22 protein-coding genes are annotated in these 23,710 nt (G+C 40.5%); 18 read left to right on the top strand and 4 right to left on the bottom strand.

Translation table 11 applies throughout. The features are described 5' to 3' along the window. Positions 1-9: 9 nt before the first annotated feature. A complete protein-coding gene (locus tag F2B13_RS01905) occupies positions 10-1,260 on the top strand; it encodes an NAD(P)/FAD-dependent oxidoreductase (RefSeq protein ID WP_149275548.1) in 1,251 nt (416 codons plus the stop codon). Between the two features lie 38 nt (positions 1,261-1,298). Here F2B13_RS01905 and F2B13_RS01910 read toward each other — a convergent pair whose 3' ends face one another. Then, the gene (locus tag F2B13_RS01910; protein ID WP_149275549.1) at positions 1,299-1,946 is read right to left on the bottom strand and encodes an alpha/beta hydrolase; all 648 of its coding nucleotides are present in this window, start codon (positions 1,944-1,946) and stop codon (positions 1,299-1,301) included. A gap of 68 nt (positions 1,947-2,014) precedes the next feature. Between F2B13_RS01910 and F2B13_RS01915 the strand changes: the two genes are divergently transcribed. The 14 genes from F2B13_RS01915 (at position 2,015) to F2B13_RS01980 (ending at position 17,560) form a co-directional block, all read left to right on the top strand. Beyond that, the gene (locus F2B13_RS01915; protein WP_149275550.1) at positions 2,015-2,437 is read left to right on the top strand and encodes a PaaI family thioesterase; all 423 of its coding nucleotides are present in this window, start codon (positions 2,015-2,017) and stop codon (positions 2,435-2,437) included. Between the two features lie 6 nt (positions 2,438-2,443). After that, positions 2,444-3,547: a chorismate-binding protein gene (locus F2B13_RS01920; RefSeq protein ID WP_149275551.1), complete on the top strand. Its 1,104-nt coding sequence runs from the start codon at positions 2,444-2,446 to the stop codon at positions 3,545-3,547. A gap of 55 nt (positions 3,548-3,602) precedes the next feature. Beyond that, entirely contained in the window at positions 3,603-5,369 is a 1,767-nt protein-coding gene (menD, locus tag F2B13_RS01925; protein ID WP_149302923.1) for a 2-succinyl-5-enolpyruvyl-6-hydroxy-3-cyclohexene-1-carboxylic-acid synthase, read from the top strand. 28 nt (positions 5,370-5,397) lie between these two features. Then, a complete protein-coding gene (locus F2B13_RS01930; RefSeq protein ID WP_149275553.1) occupies positions 5,398-5,742 on the top strand; it encodes a DUF2853 family protein in 345 nt (114 codons plus the stop codon). Positions 5,743-5,835: 93 nt separating this feature from the next. Further along, on the top strand, positions 5,836-6,666 hold the full coding sequence (locus tag F2B13_RS01935; RefSeq protein ID WP_149275554.1) for a CvfB family protein: 831 nt from the start codon (positions 5,836-5,838) through the stop codon (positions 6,664-6,666). A 230-nt stretch (positions 6,667-6,896) separates the two neighbouring features. Beyond that, complete coding sequence (locus F2B13_RS01940; protein WP_149275555.1) at positions 6,897-7,496, top strand: SPOR domain-containing protein; 600 nt, start codon at positions 6,897-6,899, stop codon at positions 7,494-7,496. A gap of 38 nt (positions 7,497-7,534) precedes the next feature. After that, positions 7,535-8,407 (top strand): 1,4-dihydroxy-2-naphthoate octaprenyltransferase, encoded by an 873-nt coding sequence (menA, locus tag F2B13_RS01945; RefSeq protein WP_232625179.1) that lies wholly within the window; start codon positions 7,535-7,537, stop codon positions 8,405-8,407. A 34-nt stretch (positions 8,408-8,441) separates the two neighbouring features. Then, positions 8,442-9,191 carry a LytR/AlgR family response regulator transcription factor gene (locus tag F2B13_RS01950; RefSeq protein WP_149275557.1) on the top strand — a complete coding sequence of 250 codons (750 nt, stop codon included), beginning with the start codon at positions 8,442-8,444 and terminating at the stop codon, positions 9,189-9,191. A gap of 457 nt (positions 9,192-9,648) precedes the next feature. Continuing rightward, positions 9,649-11,625: a sensor histidine kinase gene (locus F2B13_RS01955; RefSeq protein ID WP_149302927.1), complete on the top strand. Its 1,977-nt coding sequence runs from the start codon at positions 9,649-9,651 to the stop codon at positions 11,623-11,625. Positions 11,626-11,688: 63 nt separating this feature from the next. Further along, complete coding sequence (locus F2B13_RS01960) at positions 11,689-12,369, top strand: metal-dependent hydrolase (protein ID WP_149275559.1); 681 nt, start codon at positions 11,689-11,691, stop codon at positions 12,367-12,369. A 316-nt stretch (positions 12,370-12,685) separates the two neighbouring features. Next, positions 12,686-13,738 (top strand): o-succinylbenzoate synthase, encoded by a 1,053-nt coding sequence (locus F2B13_RS01965; protein ID WP_149275560.1) that lies wholly within the window; start codon positions 12,686-12,688, stop codon positions 13,736-13,738. Further along, positions 13,729-14,661: a CPBP family intramembrane glutamic endopeptidase gene (locus F2B13_RS01970; RefSeq protein ID WP_149275561.1), complete on the top strand. Its 933-nt coding sequence runs from the start codon at positions 13,729-13,731 to the stop codon at positions 14,659-14,661. Before F2B13_RS01965 ends, F2B13_RS01970 begins: the two co-directional genes overlap by 10 nt. Continuing rightward, on the top strand, positions 14,645-15,721 hold the full coding sequence (locus F2B13_RS01975) for an AMP-binding protein (protein ID WP_149302929.1): 1,077 nt from the start codon (positions 14,645-14,647) through the stop codon (positions 15,719-15,721). Before F2B13_RS01970 ends, F2B13_RS01975 begins: the two co-directional genes overlap by 17 nt. A 93-nt stretch (positions 15,722-15,814) precedes the next feature. Beyond that, complete coding sequence (locus tag F2B13_RS01980; protein WP_149302931.1) at positions 15,815-17,560, top strand: carboxypeptidase-like regulatory domain-containing protein; 1,746 nt, start codon at positions 15,815-15,817, stop codon at positions 17,558-17,560. Here the strand turns inward: F2B13_RS01980 and F2B13_RS01985 are convergent. After that, complete coding sequence (locus F2B13_RS01985) at positions 17,557-19,185, bottom strand: acyl-CoA carboxylase subunit beta (RefSeq protein WP_149275564.1); 1,629 nt, start codon at positions 19,183-19,185, stop codon at positions 17,557-17,559. The two genes, F2B13_RS01980 and F2B13_RS01985, sit on opposite strands and share 4 nt — an antisense overlap. A gap of 51 nt (positions 19,186-19,236) precedes the next feature. On the opposite strand from F2B13_RS01985, the gene F2B13_RS01990 reads away from it, so the two are divergent. The 3 genes from F2B13_RS01990 (at position 19,237) to ettA (ending at position 22,310) form a co-directional block, all read left to right on the top strand. Next, positions 19,237-20,238 (top strand): Gfo/Idh/MocA family protein, encoded by a 1,002-nt coding sequence (locus tag F2B13_RS01990; RefSeq protein ID WP_317131630.1) that lies wholly within the window; start codon positions 19,237-19,239, stop codon positions 20,236-20,238. A gap of 80 nt (positions 20,239-20,318) precedes the next feature. Next, on the top strand, positions 20,319-20,501 hold the full coding sequence (locus F2B13_RS01995; RefSeq protein ID WP_026809274.1) for a CAL67264 family membrane protein: 183 nt from the start codon (positions 20,319-20,321) through the stop codon (positions 20,499-20,501). 117 nt (positions 20,502-20,618) lie between these two features. Beyond that, positions 20,619-22,310 (top strand): energy-dependent translational throttle protein EttA, encoded by a 1,692-nt coding sequence (gene ettA / locus F2B13_RS02000; protein WP_149275565.1) that lies wholly within the window; start codon positions 20,619-20,621, stop codon positions 22,308-22,310. A 70-nt stretch (positions 22,311-22,380) separates the two neighbouring features. On the opposite strand, the gene F2B13_RS02005 is transcribed toward ettA, so the two are convergent. Both F2B13_RS02005 and F2B13_RS02010 read right to left on the bottom strand, forming a co-directional pair. Then, positions 22,381-23,193: an MBL fold metallo-hydrolase gene (locus tag F2B13_RS02005; protein ID WP_149302933.1), complete on the bottom strand. Its 813-nt coding sequence runs from the start codon at positions 23,191-23,193 to the stop codon at positions 22,381-22,383. A 35-nt stretch (positions 23,194-23,228) separates the two neighbouring features. Beyond that, entirely contained in the window at positions 23,229-23,690 is a 462-nt protein-coding gene (locus F2B13_RS02010) for a GNAT family N-acetyltransferase (protein ID WP_149275567.1), read from the bottom strand. Positions 23,691-23,710: the final 20 nt, after the last annotated feature.

Here is a 23,710-nt window from a genome sequence, read left to right on the forward strand (position 1 = left end):
TTTTAGGAATTGACTAAAAAAATAATAATCATTGGTGGTGGTATAGTCGGCCTGAGTGCAGCTTATTTTCTACAAAAGGAAGGGCATGAGGTGACGGTAATCGATAAGTCCGACCTTACTTCAGGTGCCTCCTTCGTGAATGCGGGGTATATAACACCAAGCCATATTATTCCTTTGGCGGCACCTGGTATGATTGCCCAAGGAATAAAGATGATGTTCAATTCGGCCAGCCCGTTTTATATGAAGCCCCGTTGGGATATGGATTTTTTCAAGTGGGCATGGTATTTCAATAAATCTTCGACAAAAGAAAAGGTAGCGCGTGCGATTCCGGTTATAAAAGATATCAATATTTTAAGTCGCAATCTTTTTGAAGAAATAAAGGAATCTGGAGATTTAGGAGATTTTCAGCTCGAGCGGAAAGGCTTATTAATGCTCTATCAATCAGATACATCCCGTCAACATGAAATAGAAGTGGCGCGAAAGGCTAGTTTTCTTGGATTGGAGGTATCGGAGCTTGATCAAAAACAACTACAATCGATCGAACCCGAAATTGCGATTAAGGCCAAGGGAGCAATACATTACGAATGTGATGCACATACTACCCCTACTGAAATTATGCCCAAAATGATGGATTTTTTAAATAAGGTTGGGGTTAAAATCGAAAGGAACGTAGAAGTGATAGATGTGGTTGCCGATAAAAAGATGATTAAACAGGTTATTACCTCAAAAGGAAGCCATACGGCTGATGAGATTGTTATGGCTGCTGGAACTTGGAGCCATGGTCTCGCAAAAAAAATGAACATGAAGTTGCCTTTGCAAGGAGGAAAGGGGTATAGCATAAATGTGAAGAGGCACACCGGAATTTCAATACCTGCCATCTTGATGGAATCAAAAATGGCCGTTACTCCCATGAAAGGTTTTACTCGGTTTGCCGGAACCATGGAATTTTCAGGTATCAATGATACCATAAGACAAGAAAGGGTGAAGGCGATTGCCGAAGGAGCGAAGAAATACTATCCTGATATTTCGATTACGGAAGAAGAAATGAAAGCGGCCAAAACAGGTCTTCGCCCCGTTTCCCCTGATGGGCTCCCTTATATTGGGAAACCCGAGGAATATCAGAATCTTACCATCGCCACCGGACATGCGATGATGGGATGGAGTTTGGGCCCTGCCACGGGTAAATTGGTTTCTGAGATTATTTCGGGAAGCAAAACCTCAATGGATATTTCGGCGTTCTCTCCAGATAGAAGATTTTGAAATAGGTGTTTTTTTGGAGGAAACGTTAACGATTTGGCCTAGGATATGAGCTGTTCAAGGATTTCCTTTTTTATCTCATGACCGCCGTCAAAAGTTAATCGTTCTGCCCGGCCCTTAAAAAGTTCGTGAAGTATACTGGCTTCACTGGCTTGTCTTTCTCTGGTAAGATATTCGTCCTTGTCCCCTACAATAGAGGTAATCTTGGTTTTATGGGCAAGCAAGAAGTCAAAATCCGATGGCTTTAGTTCCTTAGGAATACCTCCTGCATACAGCACCAAATGGTGACAATTCAATTGGGATTTTGCCAGCCATCTCATAGCAACTGAGACTCCTTGTGAGAATCCTAGAACAATTAAATTATTTGCAGATTCTAAATTTTCCTCCTCTTTTAATGCATCTAGATAAGCGATAACATTTTGAGTTTCCAACACCGTATTTTCTTTTGTTAACCAGCTGGCACCAACATTTCGATAATCTTTGCCGAGATAATATTTTGAAGGTGCTTGGGGGGCAATAATATAGTTTTCGTTGGTAGGTAATTCATCAAAATGGCGTAAAAAATAACGGCTGAGGTAACCAATTCCATGAAGAACGACCCAGATGTTTTTGGTTTCTTTAGTAAAGGAATTTAAGGTGGCATAGGTATTAGTGGTTTTATAGGTGACTTTCTTTTCAAAATATTCCATACTCAATCTTCGTAAATGAATGCTTTCTATTGGTCGTGTATTGTTTAATTTTACTAAAAATAAACGATATGGACGGTTACAGGGAGAAAATTTTGAAAGTTTGTAATACTTCCTCCAAGAATACTTTAATGGAGACTTTGAATATTGAGTATATCGATGTGGGTGAAAACTTTTTGGTCGCAAAAATGCCTGTGAATACAAAGGTGCATCAGCCGGATGGCGTTTTGCACGGGGGCGCTATGGTTGCTTTGGCCGAAAGCGTGGGCAGTATGGCTTCCTACATTTTTCTCGATGCTCAAAAATTTTATGTCAGGGGCATAGAGATATCCGCCAATCATGTGAAGAGCGTCCGGGACGGAGAGGTTTTTGCAAAGGCACTCGTTGTACACAAAGGACGCACCACCCAATTGTGGGACATCAAAATTACCGATGCCGACAATAATTTGGTTTCGATATGCAAACTGACAACTATCGCACTTCCCAAAAAATAGAGATTCTTGGACTTTTACGAAAAAATTGAAAAGCATATTGCGGCAAAGCTACCCCTGGTAGTATATCGCAAACCAAGTGAAAGGTTAATTCATGCAATCTTACAGAAAGACGATGAATTAAAGTATCTCAATGACTTTACCGAAAGTGGATTCATATTTGCTCCCTTTGATAGTGAAAAGCGAATCGTGTTGATGCGTTCCGATGAAAATTTTCGGTTTGAACCCTCCATTAATGCTGACCACAGGGGTTTTGTCATCTCATCGCCAGTCGAAGTGAATACCGATCAAAAAGATTTTCACATCGGGATGGTTAAAGAGGGTATCGCAAAAATCGATGAAGGAGTACTGCAGAAAGTGGTGTTGTCAAGACGTTTTACTGTAGACGTCAATTCTCGCCCGGTCGAATTATTTAAAAGGCTCTCGGCCACTTATCCGAACGCCTTTTGCTATCTATGGTATCATCCGAAGGTAGGTTTATGGCTTGGGGCAACCCCAGAAATATTAATGACGCTCGAGAACACCAGGTTTACAACCACTTCTTTAGCAGGTACCCAGCCCTATAATGATTCTAAAGCCCCTTCGTGGGGTAAGAAAGAAATTGAAGAACAAGCCCTCGTCACAGATTATATTTTAGGGTCTCTAAAGGACAAGGTTACAGACCTTGTGCAGTCGGAAACGGAATCTGTTCGTGCAGGTAAGCTATGGCATCTAAGAACCAAGATAACAGGGGTTTTAGCACATGAAAATCTGGAAAACATTATAAAGGCTTTACATCCGACGCCGGCCGTATGTGGTCTTCCCAAACTAACGGCCAAAGAATTTATCACGAATCATGAGGGGTATGATCGTGAATTTTACACCGGTTTTCTGGGGGAATTGAACTTTAGTTTTAATAGCTCAAAAAAAGGGGATAGGGCCGATTTCGATAGGGTACCTCATATTCGTGGCACGAAGTCCTCATTGTACGTCAATCTCCGTTGTACGAAAATAACGAATAAAAGCGCATTTGTTTATGTGGGAGGGGGTATTACCCGAAGTTCCGAACCTGAAGATGAATGGGAAGAAACAATAGCTAAAAGCAAAACGGTGCTACAGGCCTTGCAAAATTAAGAGTATCGTATTGACGATTGGTTTTAGAAGTTCTTACGTTGTATTTTTGTATTCCATGAAATACTCCAGCATACCTTTGGCCCAATTAGTGGTGAAACATTGTAAGGCGAAAGAAGTTAAAAACATTGTAATTTCACCAGGGTCTAGAAATGCTCCACTTATTATCGGCTTTACCGAAGACCCTTATTTTTCATGTTTTAGTATTGTTGACGAGCGAAGTGCAGCTTTTTTTGCCTTGGGTATTGCGCAAAAGACCAAAGAACCAGTGGCGGTGGTTTGTACTTCGGGAAGCGCCCTCTTAAACTATTATCCTGCAGTAGCGGAAGCGTTCTATAGCGAAATACCACTAGTCGTACTTTCCGCAGATAGGCCACCTTATAAAATAGATGTGGGAGATGGCCAAACTATACGCCAAGATCACGTTTTTCACAGACACATTGGGTATTCCGCAAATTTGAAACAAGATGTTTCCCATGCGCCGGAAAAAATTTATGAATACGCGCCCCAATGGTTATCGACCACTACCTTAGATTTGGCTCAGAAAAAAATACAAGGGTTTAATGACAACGAATTGAATGTCGCTTTGAACGTAGCCAAGGGCAGTAAATTGCCTGTACATATTAATATTCCATTTGAAGAGCCTCTTTACGACACGGTTTTAGAGCCTTCAATAAATGCGGTTATTGACCCTATTGCTATAGAAAAATATACAAATGTTCCCAATATTAAAAAATACGCGGATATTTGGAATAGCTCTCTGCGAAAAATGGTGTTGGTGGGTGTCAACGAACCTAATTCGCTTGATCAGCGTTTTTTAGATCAGCTTGCGGAAGACCCTTCGGTAATCGTTTTAACCGAAACTACTTCCAATTTGCATCATCCTAATTTTTTTAGCAGTATCGATAGTCTAATAGCTCCTGTGGAGAGGTCTGCAAACAGTGAAATGTTCTTTAAAGAATTAAGACCTGATATCTTACTGACTTTTGGTGGTTTGATCGTCTCAAAAAAAATAAAGGCATTCTTACGTAAATATAAGCCTGCACATCATTGGCATATCAATGAAATAAGAGCCTATGATACGTTCTACTCTTTAACGTACCACTTTAAGATTGATCCCAATCGCTTTTTTACTTTGTTTACCCCGCATATTTCAAGAAGTGAAGACGGTTATTATACTTTTTGGAATACGAAACGAGAGCAGTATGAGCAGGAAAGGGAAAAGTATCTTAAGCAGATAGGTTTTTCGGATATGCAAGCTTTTCATGTAATTGTGAAGAACATACCAAAGGGATATCAGGTACATTTGGCGAACAGTTCTACGGTTCGCTATGCACAATTATTCGACTTAGATGCATCTTTAAAAGTGTATTGCAATAGGGGAACGAGTGGTATCGATGGGAGTACCTCTACAGCAGTGGGAGCTGCATATTATGCGAAAGACTCCACCTTATTAATAACGGGAGACCTCAGTTTTTTTTATGATAGTAACGGGTTATGGAATAATTATTTGCGCCACGATTTTAGAATTATCCTACTCAATAATAATGGTGGGGGTATTTTTAGGATTCTTCCTGGCCATGAAGAAAGCGAGAACTTTAGTACCTATTTTGAAACAGCACATCAACACAACGCGGAACACCTTAGCCTTCAGTATGGTTTGCATTATAGCCTAGTAGCCGATGAATCGAGATTATATGATGCTTTAAAAGAATTCTACAAACCTGGAAAAGCCCCTAAAATACTTGAAATCAAGACGCCGCGATTAACGAACGATAAAATTTTGCTTGGTTATTTTGATTTTATATCTTCGGCTCATTATTAACCATTAACATATTTTAACACTAACTATTATGAGCAGTAAAAGAGACGAATTAATCGCAAAGTATGCGGAAGACATCAAAGAAAAATTTGGCCAGAGTGTGGACATGGATCTTCTGACCAAGGTAACCATAGGCCTTGGGCCCGCTATCTACAATTTAGATGCCTCTAAGGTATCGGGTGGCGATGAGAAGGAACTTCAGACCGTAAAGAACAATTATCTGATCAAAAAATTAGGGATGAAGGATGATCCCAAATTGATGGATGCCATTAAGACTGTCGTTGAAAAATACGGTTCTGCTAATAAAAATAAACACCGTGCCGTAGTTTATTATATGCTCTGCAAGCATTTTGACAAGGCTTCTGCCTATAACTAATAGTTAAGGTAAATTATTATTTATCCGTCCGCCTACTGGCGGACGGTTTTTTTTTACCCAAAATTTAAAGATTACTTTGATTACTTTTGCCAGATGATCGAATTGGGAAATTATAACGAACTCGAGGTATTGAGAGATACTAGCGTAGGTCTTTTTTTAGGAAGCAAGACCGGAACAGAAATACTCCTACCCAACAAGTATGTGCCAAAATCTGCAGAAATCGGAGATAGATTAAATGTTTTTTGTTATTTAGACCATGAAGAGCGACCTATAGCTACTACCCTTGAACCAACAGTGATCCGAAACCACTTTGGGTTTTTAAAAGTAGTGGAGGTCAATAGAATAGGGGCCTTTATGGATTGGGGCCTTGAAAAGCACTTGTTGGTTCCCTTCAGTGAGCAAAGGGATAAGATGAAGGAGGGACAATGGTATGTCATTCGATGCTATATGGACGATGTATCGTTTCGATTGGTGGGGTCGAATAAGATTTATAAATTTTTGACGAATGAGAAACTCACCGTTAAAGAACGCGAGGAAGTAGACCTGCTGTTCACCCGTATGACCGATTTGGGTTGGGAGGTCATTATTAACGATTTGCATAAAGGGCTCGTATATGCTGATGAGATATTTCGAAAAGTGGCCGTTGGTAAACGCACCAAAGGATTCATAAAAAAAATACGTCCCGACAATAAAATCGATGTTTCCCTACAACCTTTGGGGGAGAAAATCTTAGAACCCACCGCCCGAGCTATCTACGAGAGGTTAAAAAGTTCAGATGGCTTTCTTCCGCTACATGATAAGAGTGATCCGATGGTGATCAAGACTGAAATGCAGATGAGCAAAAAGACCTTTAAGAAAGGAATTGGTATATTATATAAGGATAGAAAAATAGAGATTAAGGAAGATGGAATTTACCTCGTTTGAAGCCCGGATTGGAAGTCTGTAACGTTCCCTGAAACCCAATAGGCCATATTTTAATCAAAAACAGTATTAAATCGGTAAGAATTTGAAAATCAATACCGTAGGCCTTATACCACACTTGAGTAATGATATACCACATAAAATGATGATTTTACAACATTCTAAAGATGTAGTTCATCGATCTTAGAGGTATTTTAGTAACTTTAGCGTCAAAACCCCGAAAACCTATTTGTATGCCCTTTATTGAAGAAAGTGATCTTTTAGAGTTGCATAAAGATATTGACAAAGCCCAAATAATAAACGAACGCCTGCTCGACCAAATAAAATTCAAGAACAAGGAAATACGGAAAAGAAAATTACAACGTAACGTCCTTGCTGGTATTACAGGACTTTTTCTTATTGGTGCCTTGGTCGTTTTCTCTTTTTCAGCGGGCCGAACCGTTTCAAGAAGTTATGAGACCTCAAGTAACCTTTTGGTTTCTATCGACAGCCTTGATGCAATCAAATCGAGAATTGATAATCTCCGACAGCAAAACGAAGAACTGAGCTTGGTCAAGGAATTTTACCTTGCCAAAGAATTTTTAGAGAAAGAGAAGATCTATTCTGTTCAGATAAAATCTTTTGTCGACAATAATATGACCTTGGCCTCAGAAGCGTTGACCAACACACTCTTTGTAAAAACAAATCCTTTTTACTCGTACTCTTTGGGAACGTTTGAAACCTTGGAAGAAGCTCAGCGGTTTCGGGAGCAATTGGTGGGCCTTGGTTTTCAAGATGCCTTTGTAGCCTCTTATAAAGATGGAAAACGAATTAAAATAGAAGATCCTTTTTAATTTTGACTAAACTAATTTCCTGGCTAAAAGCTGCTAGGTTGAGAACACTACCACTATCCGTATCGGGTGTAGTTATCGGTACGGCATTGGCAAACTACTATGGTACTAATAACCTTTTGATATTTATATCTGCATTGATGACGACTATCGGCTTTCAAGTTACCTCTAATTTCGCGAATGATTATGGAGATGGTCTCAAGGGAACAGACGGTACAAATAGAATTGGTCCGAAAAGGGCTTTGCAGAGCGGCATGCTTTCTAAAAAAGAACTGAAAATGGGCATTGTCATTTCCATTTTGATGGATATCCTTTTGGTATTCGTAACGATTTATCTCTCTTTCGGTTTGAACAACCTCTTTTATCCCTTGGTGTTTTTAATGTTGGGCGGAGCAAGCATCTGGGCGGCCATAAAGTATACGGTGGGTGATAGGGCCTATGGATACCGTGGTTTGGGCGATATTTTTGTTTTTGTTTTTTTCGGACTTTTAGGAGTTCTAGGAACCCTTTTCCTTTTTACCAAAACACTGACATTTGTGGCTCTCTTACCAGCATGCACTATCGGTTTTCTTAGTGTAGGCGTATTGAACCTTAACAATCTTAGAGATTATAGATCGGACAAGGAGTCAGGAAAGAATACGCTTATCGTAAAAATGGGTTTTAAATGGGGGAGGGCATACCACTTGACGTTATTGATTATGGCATTTGCCAGTATATCAGTTTTTTCAATACTATGTTTCTCCGGTTGGTACCAATTTTTGTATCTCATTGCTTTCGTGCCTATAGCCGTTCATTTTCGAAAAATATATCTAATACAAAACGCAGATTTAATTGACCCTGAGCTAAAAAAATTGGCTATTAGCACCTTTTTTTTGGCCGTACTGATTTACATCAGTTGTAATAATTTTTTGTAATTTTAAACCTTAAACCTACTAAATACTACCAGCTTTGGAACAACCAATTAAAATTCTTATCGTAGAGGACAATGTGATTATTGCCGATGACATGCAGTCGATGCTTGAAGAAATCGGATACGAAATAGTTGATAATGTTATTGTATATGAACAGGCCGAAGAAGTGCTTAGAACCCAGCAGGTCGACCTTGTTTTAATCGACATAATTCTTGCATCTGATAAAACGGGAATCGATCTGGGCAAGCACATTCGTGAAAATTACGATATACCTTTTATCTTTGTAACATCGAACTCCGATAGGGCGACCGTAGAAAATGCAAAAACCGTTAAGCCAAACGGTTATTTGGTCAAGCCGTTCGAACAGCAAGACCTGTATACCTCAATTGAAATAGCACTTTCAAATTTCAGTTACTCTGGTAAATCTGGAGGTCCAAGTTATAGTCAGGAAGAAGCACCCATGTCAAATGCGGTCTTGAAAGATTCGATTTTTGTAAAAAAGCAACATTTGTATTACCGAATTCAGTTTAGTGACATTCGGTTCATTAAGGCCGATAATGTTTACCTTGAAGTGAACACGGTCGATAAGAAATTTTTAGTGAGGTCTCCTCTAAAAGATTATTTGGAAAAGCTTCCTAAGAACAAATTTTATAGGGCACATAAGTCCTACATTGTCAATGTTGATCATATAGATGCCATTAATTCGAAAGATATTATGATCAAAGATACGCTGATTCCAATTTCCAAAGATTTTAAAGAATTCATCATTTCGGCGATGAATTCTTAATACTTAGACCTATGCGGAATAGGATGCTGACGATATCCCCATAGTTGATATCTGTCTGGCCGTAGTGTATATGCGTTATGGCATTCGGGCCCTAATTATCTAAATAACTTCAAAGGGAACGTACACCACAAAAAATAGCTGTTACACAACATTCCTACCCCTCCCTTATACACAAATTATATCTTTGATGGAGTGGGGCAAATCTGGACAAAACCAAGATTTTGATTAGCAATGAACGTTGTATCTAGTTCTGAAAAGAAATCCCTAGTAGTAGTTACAGTTTTATAATAGTTACATTTTGTAGTATAAAATCAGGGGCAAAAAGATTTTACCATAAACGGTACTATTGCAAACAACTTTTTTAAGGTAATTCGATTGAGCTTATTATGAGGCTTACCAAGAAAATTTAGTGAAGCAATAACACTAGACTAGTTTCGGTATTGTTCCCCAAACAGTTATGAAAAAACTTTGCGAGAACATTTTATTGCTTTTTTTTGGTCTTTTCACCATAGGTTTTTCCTTTGCCCAAGAAGGGAACCAACCCGAAAAGAATCCATTTGAACAGTTCCAGGATCTGAATAATGCCGATGAGCAGTTAAATTATTTTTTCAATTCCCAAAACCTGTATCGCGAGACCTCTACCTACGATTGGCTGGATTTAGTAACCATTCGATATCTGAACCCTGCCAAACAAGACGAGGACACAGAAAATATCGAGAAATACCGGCTGATCCAATCAAAGATATTTTATGATCTAGGGGACTACGATAAAAGTCTTGCCATTTCTAAAGATCTCTATGCCGTTAAGGACAGTTTGAATATCTATATTAAGTCAAAACTTCTTGATTTAATGGACGATAATTACGGCCAATTAAAAATGTACCCGCAGCAGATCGATGTACGTAAAGAAAAACGGGAGCTCGGAATCACCGACAATGTAGCCTTCTACGACATCTATTCCAATTTGGGTTTGCACAGAACGGCCATGAACGATTATATAGCTAAGGTGAAGAAGACCCTTGAAGAAAGTGACTTTTATGCCCAAGCCGAGTATTACAACGCTGTGGGCGATTTTCTTAGGTTGGACGAATCCGTACCAACGGCATTGAGTAATTATAAAAAGGCCAAAGGTTTTATCGACGTATTCTTGAGCGATATCACCCGAAAAAAAACGGAGAAAGCCACCCAGGATGCCTTGTTTCTAAAAGGAATCATTGACGGGAACATTGGTAAAACCCACTTGCAATTAAAGCAATACGAAGAGGCCATACCCTATCTGGAAAGTGCAATCAAGGAACTCAAAGAAAATGGAATTGCCCGATCGGCAACCTCAGAGAATATTACAGAGAACAGCTTGGCTATTTCCGAATGCTACCTTCAACTTAATGATTACGCTAATGCCACCGACTATCTGAGCGATAATTTACAAGCTTCGACCACAGAAAATATCTTGCACAAAAATCGTTTATTGGCATTGTATTACGACAAAACAGGAGACTATAAGAATGAGACCCTGTACCTCAGAAAGAATATCCGGATACAAGATTCAATTAGCGAGAACGAGTCGGAATTGCGAAAGCAGCAATTGGCAACAGTAATGGGTCAGGAAATGGAACTTTCAAAAGCGCTTTTAGCAGATCAGAAAATAGCGTTGGAGAAATCAAGAAGCGATATTTTAGAAAAAGATCGTAGCATTAACTTAGTACGTATCTCATTACTCTTTACACTGCTTGGTTTTGCAGGACTAGTCTATGCTTACCTAAAAAGTATCAAGAACCAACGTTTGATCGCCGAACAGAAGTACATCATAGAAAACTCCTTAGTTGAAAAAGATTCACTCTTAAAAGAAATTCACCATAGGGTAAAGAACAACCTCCAGATGGTATCTAGTTTATTAAGCCTTCAAACCAAGAACACGCGAAGTAAAGCTGCTATTGAGGCACTCGAAGAAGGCAAGAGCAGGGTAAAGGCCATGGCTCTTATCCACCAAAAACTATATCAGAATGAAGATCTTTCCGTAATTGAAATGCAGAGCTATATAGAGAGTTTGATAAACAGTGTGCAGTCAGTATACAAGAAAGGTGGGCATAATATCAATATTACTATTGATGCCGAGGGCGTTGAATTGGATATTGATAGGGCCATACCTTTTGGCCTAATGCTGAATGAATTGGTGTCTAACTCTTTTAAATATGCTTTTCCCGATGATGATGAGAACGGAAAAATTTATATACATATCAGAAAAAATGGAGAAAATGAAGGATATTTCGAGTACTCCGATAATGGTATAGGCCTACCGGAAGACTCCGAGGAAAGAGCCAAATCTTCAATGGGAATACGTCTTATGAACCGTTTGGCTAATCAATTACAAACTACATTGAATATTGATAGAAGTTCCGATGATGGGGTGCGCTATTGGTTCAATTTTAAGTAGGAATTTGTCAAAAGTATGCAGTGACTTACTTAAATTTGAAGTGAACCTATAACATCTCAAGACATGAAAATCACCTTTCTTGGTCACGCTTCTTTTTATATTGAAACAGATAATCATAAATTACTGATAGACCCTTTCATTTCGGGTAATGAAAAGGCAAAGGGTATTATCGATATAAATACTTTAGACCCCGATTATATTTTGGTTACCCATGCCCATCAAGACCATATCCTTGATGTCGAAGAAATAGCGAAAAAATCAGGTGCTACGATCATTAGTAATTATGAGATTGCAACTCATTACGAGAATAAAGGGTTGAAAGCGCACCCAATGAACCACGGGGGCCGCCGAAAATTCGATTTCGGCACTCTTAAATATGTGAATGCCATTCATACTTCTTCCTTTCCCGACGGCTCCTACGGTGGGCAACCTGGGGGGTTCCTGATTTCAGTAGATGGCAAGAATATTTATGTCGCCGGCGATACAGCTTTGACTATGGACATGAAGCTTATTCCACTTAGCGTAACCCTAGATTTGGCAATTATGCCTATCGGGGATAATTTTACGATGGGAGTGGATGACGCCATAGTTGCCTCCGATTTTGTGGAGTGTAATAAAATTTTGGGATGCCATTACGACACTTTCGGATACATCGTAATAGATCATGACGAAGCCCTTGAAAAGTTCAAAAAAGCAGGAAAAACTCTTTTACTACCTAAAATTGGCGAATCCATCGAGGTATAGGGTGAAATTTGCGCCTAAATATTAATTCCGATCAAACGGTACTTTGACAACTCCGGTTGCATGAACCACAAAAGGAGTTTAGAATAAAAATCTGCAGGACAGGTCAACCAGGTACGGTATGTTTTGAATATATTTCGAAACACAATAGCTTTTGGATTGGGTTACAACGGCCTAAGCTTGGCTAGAGCCCAATCATTTTATTCCTTTTACTCAAGACAAACTTCTGGTATAGTTCCATTCGGTTTTAACCAGTGCTTCTAATTAATACTTACTACATTAAAGAGATTCAAAATATAGCTAAATTTGAACTTATCGTATGAAAGCCTTCTACAAAAAATATATTCTGAATTTTAAACGACCAAGCGGTACTTCGCGTGGTGTACTCACCGAAAAGGAAACTTGGTTTTTGATTTTAGAAGCGAATGGAAGGTACGGCATCGGAGAATGTGGTTTACTTCGAACATTGAGCATAGATGATGTGGAAAGTTACGAGGAGCAACTAAAATGGACGTGTAATCATATTGACCTTGGTAAGCATGAACTACTAAAACGACTAACTACCTATCCCAGCATACAGTTCGGTATTGAGCAGGCGTTTCTGTCTTTGGCCTCTCCCGATCCATTTGTACTGTTTCCGTCCGAATTTGTATCAGCTAACAGCCCTGTCTCTATTAATGGCTTGATTTGGATGGGAGATGAGGGTTTTATGCATCGTCAGATAATCCAAAAACTAAAGGAAGGTTTTAGATGTATTAAAATGAAGATAGGGGCTATCGATTTTGATACTGAAGTAGCCCTGCTGGCCTCCATCCGTAAAAAATATTCTGAAGATGAAATTGAATTGCGGGTCGATGCGAACGGAGCATTTGAACCTTCGAACGCCCTGGAGAAACTTAAAGTGCTTTCAAAATTTGGAATACATTCTATCGAACAACCTATTAAGTCTGGGCAAACCACTGAAATGGCAAAATTATGTAGAGTCTCGCCTTTGCCTATCGCCTTGGATGAGGAGCTTATTGGCGTTTTGGATGTTGCGAAAAAGCGAGCCCTATTACAAAATATAAGGCCTCATTATATAATTCTTAAGCCAAGTTTGATAGGAGGCTACAAGGGTAGTAGTGAGTGGATTCGGATTGCGGAAGAATTGAAGGTTAAATGGTGGGTAACCAGTGCTTTGGAGAGCAATATTGGCCTAAATGCCATTGCCCAGTGGACCTATACACTTCAAAGCGAAATGCCTCAGGGACTTGGGACAGGAGGTTTATATACGAATAATTTCAAGAGCCCCCTGACCGTCGCTGATGGGAAGCTATACTACAACGCTAAAAAGCATTGGAAAAATAAATTAATTGAAAACTTATGTACATAGAGCAAGGCTACAAAGGAGATATCGGCCTTTGGAAATACTTTTTAATACCACTTGGTTTTATCGGTTTAATGGTTCTTAACTACGCCGCTATTAAATTGTTGAATCTCGACGTGGAGGCCATTATGGAAGCAGAAATAAGTAAGAAAGGGGCTAACCGATTTTTAATCGAAATGTTGCTTCCCTTTGTCGTAGGTCTAGGCCTTCTTTTTCTTTGGGTAAAATTTGTGCACAAACAATCTTTAAGGTCACTGACCACGGCTAGAAAAAAAGTAGATTGGAAACGAATCTTATTCGCTTTCGGTCTTTGGTCACTGATTTCTATTTTTTTAACCGGTCTAGATGTACTTGTATTTTCACCGGACGATTATGTATTCAATTTTAATGGGGAACTTTTTATATACCTTTTCTTTATCGCGGTGCTTCTCATACCGATACAGACCAGCTTTGAAGAATATTTGTTCAGGGGTTACATGATGCAGGGTATTGGTATAATGGCAAAAAATAGGTGGGTACCTTTGGTGGTTACCTCCGTACTGTTCGGACTCATGCACTTAGGAAATCCGGAGGTCGAAAAACTAGGCCCTGGTATTATGGTCTATTATATCGGCACAGGTTTTTTCTTAGGAATTCTTACTTTAATGGATGAAGGTCTGGAACTCGCCCTCGGATTCCATGCTGCCAATAATTTAACCACAGCATTATTGGTGACCGCTGATGCGACTGCATTTCAGGTCGATGCTATTTTTAAGAATACGGCCGAGCTTACGTTGGGGTGGGATGTATTTGTACCGATATTTGTTATTTTTCCGATACTTCTGTTCATCTTTTCCAAGAAGTATAAGTGGAGAGGCTGGAAAGAGCGCTTGTCCGGTAAAATAGTTTCTAAAGAAACCTTCATCGCCCAACATGCTGAGACACCTTAAAATTCATAGGAATTTCAAGCTAAACGGTATTGATTATCGTAAGGATGATCTTAAGGAGGTGGCCTATAGTTTGATTAAGGAAGGAGAGGCCTATGAGAAATCAATTGGTGATTTTCTCTTACATTGGCTCGACGATTCTACAATAGTCGAGGTAAAGACTTCAGGGTCTACAGGAAAACCTAAGGTTATAATACTTCAAAAAGAACAAATGGTTAATTCGGCCTTGGCTACGGCCGATTTTTTTGGTTTGAGACCTGGCAATTCCGCTTTTTTGTGCTTGCCAGCTGAGTATATCGCAGGTAAAATGATGTTGGTAAGGGCAATGATGTTAGGACTTGCCCTTGATTTTGTCGAACCTGCGTCAAAACCTGATTTTAGAGAACAACATTATGATTTCTGTGCGATGGTACCCCTTCAGCTAAAGAATTCCCTAGATAGTCTTACACAATTTCGTAAAGTAATCGTCGGTGGGGCCGCAGTATCGGAAGACCTGAAAAGTGAGCTCTGGGAACTGGACGGGCACACCGAAGTTTTTGAAACTTACGGTATGACAGAGACCATTACGCACGTGGCCGTTAAACAGGTGAGTCCTGAGTCAGCATGCGGAACACATTTTAAAGCCGTTTCCGGAGTACGTTTTTCAATCGACAATAGAAATTGTTTGGTTATAGACGCGCCTCGTATTTGCAACCAGCGGGTAATCACCAATGATTTGGTGACCTTGTATTCGGATACGGAATTCAAGTGGTTGGGCAGATTTGACAATGTCGTGAATTCCGGAGGTGTAAAACTATCTCCTGAGACTATAGAAAAGAAATTGTCAACGCTAATCGGCTCTCGATTTTTTATTGCCGCATTGCCCGATAAGCGCCTGGGAGAAAAATTGATTCTTGTTCATGAAGGTTTTGCCGATACCGAAGTCCTTCTAAAAAAAATAAGTACCATTAAAACCCTTGATAAATTTGAAATTCCCAAAGCTGTATATTGCCTGCCGAGGTTTCGGGAAACGGCAAACGGTAAAATTAAAAGAAGTACGACGCTTCGAATGATAAAGCGCTGAAAAATGGACACTTTTTTCCTTATCTTTAATGTATACCTGATTCTAGGAGTGTTTGGATACACATACCCTAGCATTACAGGTAAAATTTGAAACATGGGGCTAAGGGCAAGAACAACAACTTTTATTCTGTTTATATTTTTAGGGTGCTGGCATGCCAATAGCCAAGAGTCGGATACCCTAATTTCAGGAACGGTTTTGGCCGATAGACGCCCCCTGGAAAATGCAAACGTGGTTTTGAAGGGAACGAACCAAGGTGTAAAAACGAATTACAAAGGTGAATTTTCAATTGCAGCAGGGAAAAATGACACTCTTTTGGTATCCTATATCGGAATGCGTACCACTGAAATGGTGGTCGATGGTGACGCTCCCTTGGAAATTATATTACTTCCAAAGATTGAACAGCTCGATGAGGTCAGGGTGAAGGGAAAGAAACGTTCGAGACGCAAAACCTTGCTGGCCGATTACCCTACGGACAAAAGTCTTATCAAAACCTCTAGGGGTATACTCGACCAAGACCAATCTTCCTCATTTTTTCGGGTCGTCGATGGAGAAGACCTGGTAGTAATAGGAGATATCTTGACGGCTATAAAGGTACATTTCCCGAACATGGTCGTAGATCGAACGACAAATCCTATGGATCCTACGGTCTATTTTCCGAGTTTAAGTGATACAGAGCGTGCGGTTATTTTCGATGTCGATGGTTTTATTTACGAAAAGGCACCGACCTATTTGGACATTAGCATGATAGATCGCATTGCAGTATTGAGAAGAAACGCGGCCTTTTCCAGATATGGTCCGCAAGGGGCCGGTGGGGTCATCGTGATAAACACCAAACATCAAACACGTATTGATGAGGCAGGAATTGACCGTAGGTACGACAATATGGGATTGATCGATAGTATCTATGGCCAATTGAATGCAAACGGATTGGCCACAGTACTACCTCCTTACATGATAAAAATTACGAATGCCGCTACCCAAAAGGAAGCTCTCAAAACTTTCGAAAGTCAAAAACAATACTATGGTGATTCGGTAAATTATTACCTTGATATGGCCGATTATTTTAGAAAAAAGTGGAACAATACCAAAAAGGCCCAAAAAATTCTGGAGGATACAGAACATATTTTTGGGCGTCAGGCACAGTCACTCAGGGCATTGGCTTATACATATGATCAACAAGGGGAGTGGGATAATGCGCTTCGTATTTACCTTAAAATACTTAAACTCGAGTCAAAAGCGGCCCAATCTTTTTTCGATGTAGCAGAAACATACGCGCGCTTAGGGAATTACCGAAAATCCTTGGCCGTGTACGCACGTTATGAATATGCCATTAGAAATTTAGACTCCATACCCTTTGAGGAACTAGGGGCCGATTACCTGATGACCACAGAATCAATTAATATCATCCGCTTAAAAGGGAAGGAGCTTTCCATTACTACTGACGCCGATGCCTTAACCGATGTTCGCAATACTAGATTAGTATTTGAGTGGAATACGGAACAAGCGGGGTTCGAACTTCAGTTGCAGGGCCCGAATGAAGACTACTACAGTTGGGAAAATACTCTTGATACCACCGATACCTTACTTTTGGCACAGCGGGAAAAGGGATATTTGAGCAAGCAGTTTTTTCTAAAGGATGAAGAGCGTGGCCCTTGGAAACTCTATGTGACCCATCTTGAAAAAAGCAAAAATATACCGGTTTATTTAAAAGTTACGTCTTATTTCGATTTTGGTACACCGAGGCAGACAAGTAAAATCAATGTATTCCAATTGGCCCCAAAGCAAATACCTAGATTTCTATTGACCATCGATACAAGCGAAAAAACAACACTCTATTAAACTTGCAGCACCCCTAAATTGAAGTCTTTTGTAATAGGTGCATGGTTGGCCGCTTCAATGCCCATCGATATCCATTTTCGGGTGTCCAGAGGATCGATAATCGCATCTGTCCATAATCTTGCCGCACCATAATAAGGTGATACCTGTTCATCATAGCGGTCCTTGACTTTTTTGAAAAGGGCTTTCTCTTTTTCAGCAGTGATGGTTTCTCCTTTCTTTTTTAAAGAGGCTTTTTCGATCTGCAAAAGAACCTTTGCCGCAGAATTACCGCTCATGACGGCGAGTTCAGCACTTGGCCAAGAAACGATAAGCCGGGGGTCATAGGCTTTTCCACACATAGCATAGTTGCCGGCACCATAGCTGTTTCCGATAACTACCGTGAATTTTGGTACTACGGAGTTGCTTACCGCATTGACCATTTTGGCCCCGTCCTTAATGATGCCACCTTGCTCACTCTTGCTGCCTACCATAAAACCCGTAACATCCTGTAGAAATACCAAGGGGATTTTTTTCTGGTTGCAATTGGCGATAAATCGCGTGGCCTTATCGGCCGAATCGGAATAAATAACCCCACCGAACTGCATTTCACCTTTTTTAGTTTTCACTACTTTTCTTTGGTTGGCCACGATGCCCACCGACCAGCCCTCAATGCGCCCATAGCCGGTGAGTATAGTTTTGCCATAACCTTCTTTATATTGTTCGAATTCAGAATTATCGACTAGCCGTCTTATGATTTCCAGCATGTCATACTGTTCGGTGCGCGAGTGGGGTAGGAGACCGTAAATATCATCAGGATTTTCCTTGGGTTTGCTAGGGCTTGCCCGATTGTAGCCGGCACGGTCAAAATCTCCTATTTTATCCATTATTTTTTTTATGGTACGCAGCGCATCTGAATCATCTTTGGCTTTATAGTCCGTTACGCCACTGATCTCGCAGTGCGTAGTGGCGCCTCCTAAGGTTTCGTTATCAATATCTTCCCCGATGGCAGCTTTGACCAAATAGCTTCCTGCTAAAAAAATGCTTCCGGTCTTGTCAACGATTAGCGCTTCATCGCTCATTATGGGCAAATAGGCGCCTCCGGCTACGCAGCTTCCCATGACAGCAGCTATTTGCGTAATTCCCATGCTGCTCATTATGGCGTTGTTCCTAAAAATACGTCCAAAATGTTCCTTGTCCGGAAATATTTCATCTTGCATGGGCAAGTAAACACCAGCACTATCGACCAAATATATTATGGGCAGGCGGTTTTCAATAGCTATTTCCTGGGCCCTGAGGTTCTTCTTTCCTGTGATCGGAAACCAAGCACCTGCTTTTACGGTCGCGTCATTAGCAACAACAATGCATTGCTTTTCGGAAACGTAACCTATTTTGACCACGACCCCCCCTGAGGGGCAGCCTCCGTGCCCTTCATACATGCCACCTCCTGCCAATGTTCCGATTTCAATACTTCTCTTATCCTTATCCAATAAAAAATCAATCCGCTCGCGAGCCGTCATCTTGCCTTGGGCATGTTGTTTTTCAATTCGTGCTTTTCCACCTCCCAATTTGGCTTTGGCAATTCTCTGCTTCAGTTCTGATAGAAGAAGTTTATTGTGGTCTTCGTTTTTGTTGAATTTTAAATCCATCGAAATTTGTGTCTTTGAGTCCCTAAAGATAAGCAGTAAAAATGTTTACATTTGGAAAAACCCAAAATTCATATGGTTCAGGAAATACGTTGGGGCATAGTAGGCCTCGGAAGAATTGCACATACTTTTGCACAAGATTTGGCATTGGTCAATGGCGGAAAATTGACGGGGGTGGCTTCAAGAAGTTTAGAAAAGGCACAGGTTTTCGCAAACCAGTACGGGGCAGAACATGCTTTTGGTAGCTATGAGTCTCTCTTTGAAAGCGATGCCGTGGATGTAATCTACATCGCTACACCCCACGATTCCCATGAAGCCCTTAGCATTATGGCTATGGAAAATGGCAAGCATGTGCTCTGTGAAAAGCCTTTGGGCGTGAATGTGACCCAAGTAGAACGAATGATTTCAGCTGCGAAAAAAAACAGGGTATTTTTAATGGAAGCCCTTTGGAGTCGTTTCAATCCTGCGATAAGAGCGGTCAAAAAACTAGTAAACGAAGGGAGCATTGGTCAACTTGCCTACTTGCATGTAGATTTTGCATTTTATGCCTTAGATCGTGGAGCCCACCACCGATTGTTGAATCCTGAATTGGCGGGCGGCTCTCTTCTTGATATCGGTATATATCCGGTATTTCTCAGCTACCTGCTATTAGGTAAGCCCCAAAACATTCTTGCCAGCTCAAAATTTTATGAAACGGGTGTAGAAATTCAGACTTCCATGATTTTTGAATACGAAAATGCCCAAGCACTATTGTATAGCGGGTTAAATTCAAAATCTGAAATGAAAGCGGAGATTACCGGTACGGAAGGCTCGATTTTCTTGCATCCAAAGTGGCATGAAGCCGAGGGATATACCATTGAAAGCGACGGAAAAACAACGAATTTCGAATTGCCTACTCCGGGTAACGGCTATACCTATGAAATTGAGGAAGTACATTCATGTTTGCAATCAGAAAAGCTACAAAGCGATTTGTGGAGTTTAAAGGACAGTTTGAATTTGGCAAGTATTCTTTTCGAAATTCGACGGAAGACGGGCATAACTTTTCCGTTCGAATAACAAAGTAATGAGATTGAGGCGATGATTTTCGTTTAATTTGCGATATTTGCCTTTACTGCGAACCAATCTGAAATAGAACTATGGGAATGAACAAAAATACTGTACTGGCATGGGCCACATTCATAATGATTATTGTAGGGTTAGCCCTAATCGCATTGGGAGCCTTTAGGTATGATGATGTAGCAGGATGGGGGTTTGCCTCGGTGGGTATCGGTTTTTTTGCAATTGCATGGGTTTTCAATGCGTTAAAAGGAAGGGTATGATGACCTATCTTCAAGTGTAGGGCACCCCTATTATATTCTTTTCATTTAGTGAGGGCCATCTGGACCTTACTTATATTATCCTTCATCATAAAGTAACGACAAAATTCTAATCAAAAAATGAGCGACGATAAAAAGGTCATCTTCTCGATGTCAGGAGTGACAAAAACGTTTAAAACGGCCAATACGCCTGTACTTAAGAATATTTATCTCAGTTTTTTTTACGGGGCTAAAATTGGAATTTTAGGCCTCAACGGATCTGGTAAATCGACCTTGTTGAAGATTATTGCAGGGGTAGATAAGAATTATCAAGGTGATGTGGTTTTCTCTCCTGGATATAAGGTGGGCTACCTTGAGCAAGAACCTCAACTCGACGAAAACAAAACCGTTTTAGAGGTAGTTAAGGAAGGCGTTGCAGAAACCGTGGCGGTCTTGGACGAATACAACAAAATAAACGATATGTTCGGTCTGCCAGAAGTCTATGAAGATGCAGATAAAATGCAAAAATTGATGGATAAGCAAGCCGAATTACAAGATAAAATTGATGCTTCCAATGCCTGGGAGCTTGATACCAAACTCGAAATTGCTATGGATGCCTTGCGTACTCCGGAACCCGATAAGAAAATTGCTGTACTTTCCGGAGGTGAACGAAGGCGTGTAGCCCTGTGTCGTCTGCTACTACAAGAACCCGAAATACTATTGCTCGATGAGCCCACCAACCATTTAGATGCAGAATCTGTGCATTGGTTGGAGCATCATTTAGCTCAATATAAAGGAACGGTGATTGCGGTGACCCATGACCGTTACTTTCTGGATAATGTTGCCGGTTGGATTTTGGAATTGGATAGGGGAGAGGGTATTCCCTGGAAAGGCAATTATTCCAGTTGGTTGGACCAAAAATCGAAACGATTGGCTCAAGAGAGCAAAACGGCCTCCAAAAGACAAAAGACTTTGGAGCGTGAGCTTGAATGGGTGCGGCAAGGTGCCAAGGGAAGACAGACCAAACAGAAGGCCCGTCTGAAGAACTATGATAAATTGATGAGTCAGGATCAAAAGCAGCTTGATGAAAAACTGGAGATTTATATTCCTAACGGTCCCCGTTTGGGAACAGATGTCTTGGAAGCCAAGGGAGTGAGTAAATCCTATGGCGATAAATTGCTCTATGAGGATTTGAATTTCAAATTGCCTCAAGCTGGTATTGTCGGTATTATAGGTCCGAACGGTGCTGGAAAAACTACTATTTTTAGAATGATAATGGGTGAGGAGACTCCTGATAAAGGCATTTTTGAGGTAGGTGAGACCGCAAAAATTGCCTACGTAGACCAGAGCCATTCCGATATTGATACTGAGAAGACTATTTGGCAGAATTTTAGCGACGAACAAGAATTGATTATGATGGGAGGCCGTCAGGTGAACTCCCGGGCTTATTTAAGCCGGTTCAATTTTTCTGGAAGTGAACAGAATAAGAAAGTAAGTATGCTTTCAGGTGGGGAACGCAATCGACTTCATTTGGCCATGACGTTAAAAGAAGAGGGCAATGTGTTACTTTTAGATGAGCCCACCAACGATTTAGATGTGAATACCTTACGTGCGTTAGAAGAAGGGCTCGAAAATTTTGCAGGTTGTGCGGTCGTCATTTCGCATGATCGATGGTTTTTAGACCGTGTCTGTACCCACATCTTGGCTTTTGAAGGAAACTCGGAGGTTTACTTTTTCGAGGGTTCTTTTTCGGAATACGAGGAGAACAAAAAGAAGCGTTTGGGTGCCGATATTATGCCAAAGCGTATCAAATACAAAAAACTTATTCGATAGCCATTTTAATTCGATGTAATGGAAAATCCATATGGAGGTCTATAGCTTTTTAAAAAAAGACCTTGTAGACTTAATAGCTCTCGTTGGGATACCAGTCTAACTGCACTACTTCGATATTTGAATTTCCGGAATTCACCAAGCTTTTAAATTCGTTGACATCGCTTACATCGGGTTTGCCACGATAATGATAGGGATAAACCTGATCGGGCTTAAATTCCAGAACAGCATCGGCAGCACTTTTGACCGTCATGGTATAGGGCAAGTTCATGCAGACAAAGGCTATGTCAATATTTTCTAGGTTTCTCATTTCGGGAATATCTTCAGTATCTCCTGAAAAATAAACGCGTTGGTCGCCCATATTTAGCACGTATCCGTTTCCACGTCCTTTTTCATGGAATTGTTTAGCTTCCTCCCGTAAATTATACATGGGTATAGCCTCTACAGTTATGCCGAACCGTTCTTTACTATCTCCATTGTCGAGTACATCGATTTGAGGGGCGAAGGTATCGGGCATCTTATCGGCCACCGCCTGTGGCACGATTATTTTTGCCTTTTTAGTGTTCAAGGCTTCTAAAGTTTCAAGATTAAAATGGTCTCCGTGTATATCGGTAATCAATATAAGATCGGGGTCGTTTTGACCCTCAAAGGCCTCTGCGCCCCCTACAGGGTCAACATATATGGTAAGGTCGTTCCATTCCAAGACGACCGTTGCGTGCTCTATGGGAGCAATCGATATCCCTTCTTCCTGTGCTTCAGGTGGATCGATGGTTGCACCATACTGGATTTCCGAATCTAGGGCGGGACTTTCTTGGTTCTTTTTGGTTTCCTTACATCCAACAACGGCAAGCGTTGCTAAGATTGCAATTATGTTTAATTTTTTCATAGTACAAATTGTTTTGTCATAGTATACGATAAAACCTAATACAATTCAAGTTCCATTTTAATATCGCTTCGTGCATAGACCGAGTTTTTTTCAATGGCCACTTCGTTAAATCCATATTTCTTATAGATGTGAAGAGCACTATGCAATTTACGGCTAGAATATAGAATTATCTTTTCCCAACCTTGTTTTTTGGCAAAAGCGATGGCAAAAGACAAAAGTTCTTGGCCAATTTTAAGGCCTTGAAAGCGATCGTCAACAGCCATTTTTCCTAATTCACACCCGTTTTCGTGAGGAATCAGGGCGAAACAGCCCACAATAGCTTTTTGGTATTTGGCGAAAAAAATGAACCCTCCAATATCGATAATAGATTGCTGACAATCATCCAGTAGAGCTATGTCCATCGGTTCCACAACGAAAAATTTCTCAATCCATTTTTGGTTGAGACTTTTGAATAGCCGGGCGTATCGGGGTTCAAAAGGTATTATCTCCAAAGTCATCGGGTAAGCGATTCAGAATT

Origin of the sequence: Pareuzebyella sediminis (genome assembly GCF_008367235.1) — a bacterium.
GTDB classification, from domain to species: domain Bacteria; phylum Bacteroidota; class Bacteroidia; order Flavobacteriales; family Flavobacteriaceae; genus Pareuzebyella; species Pareuzebyella sediminis.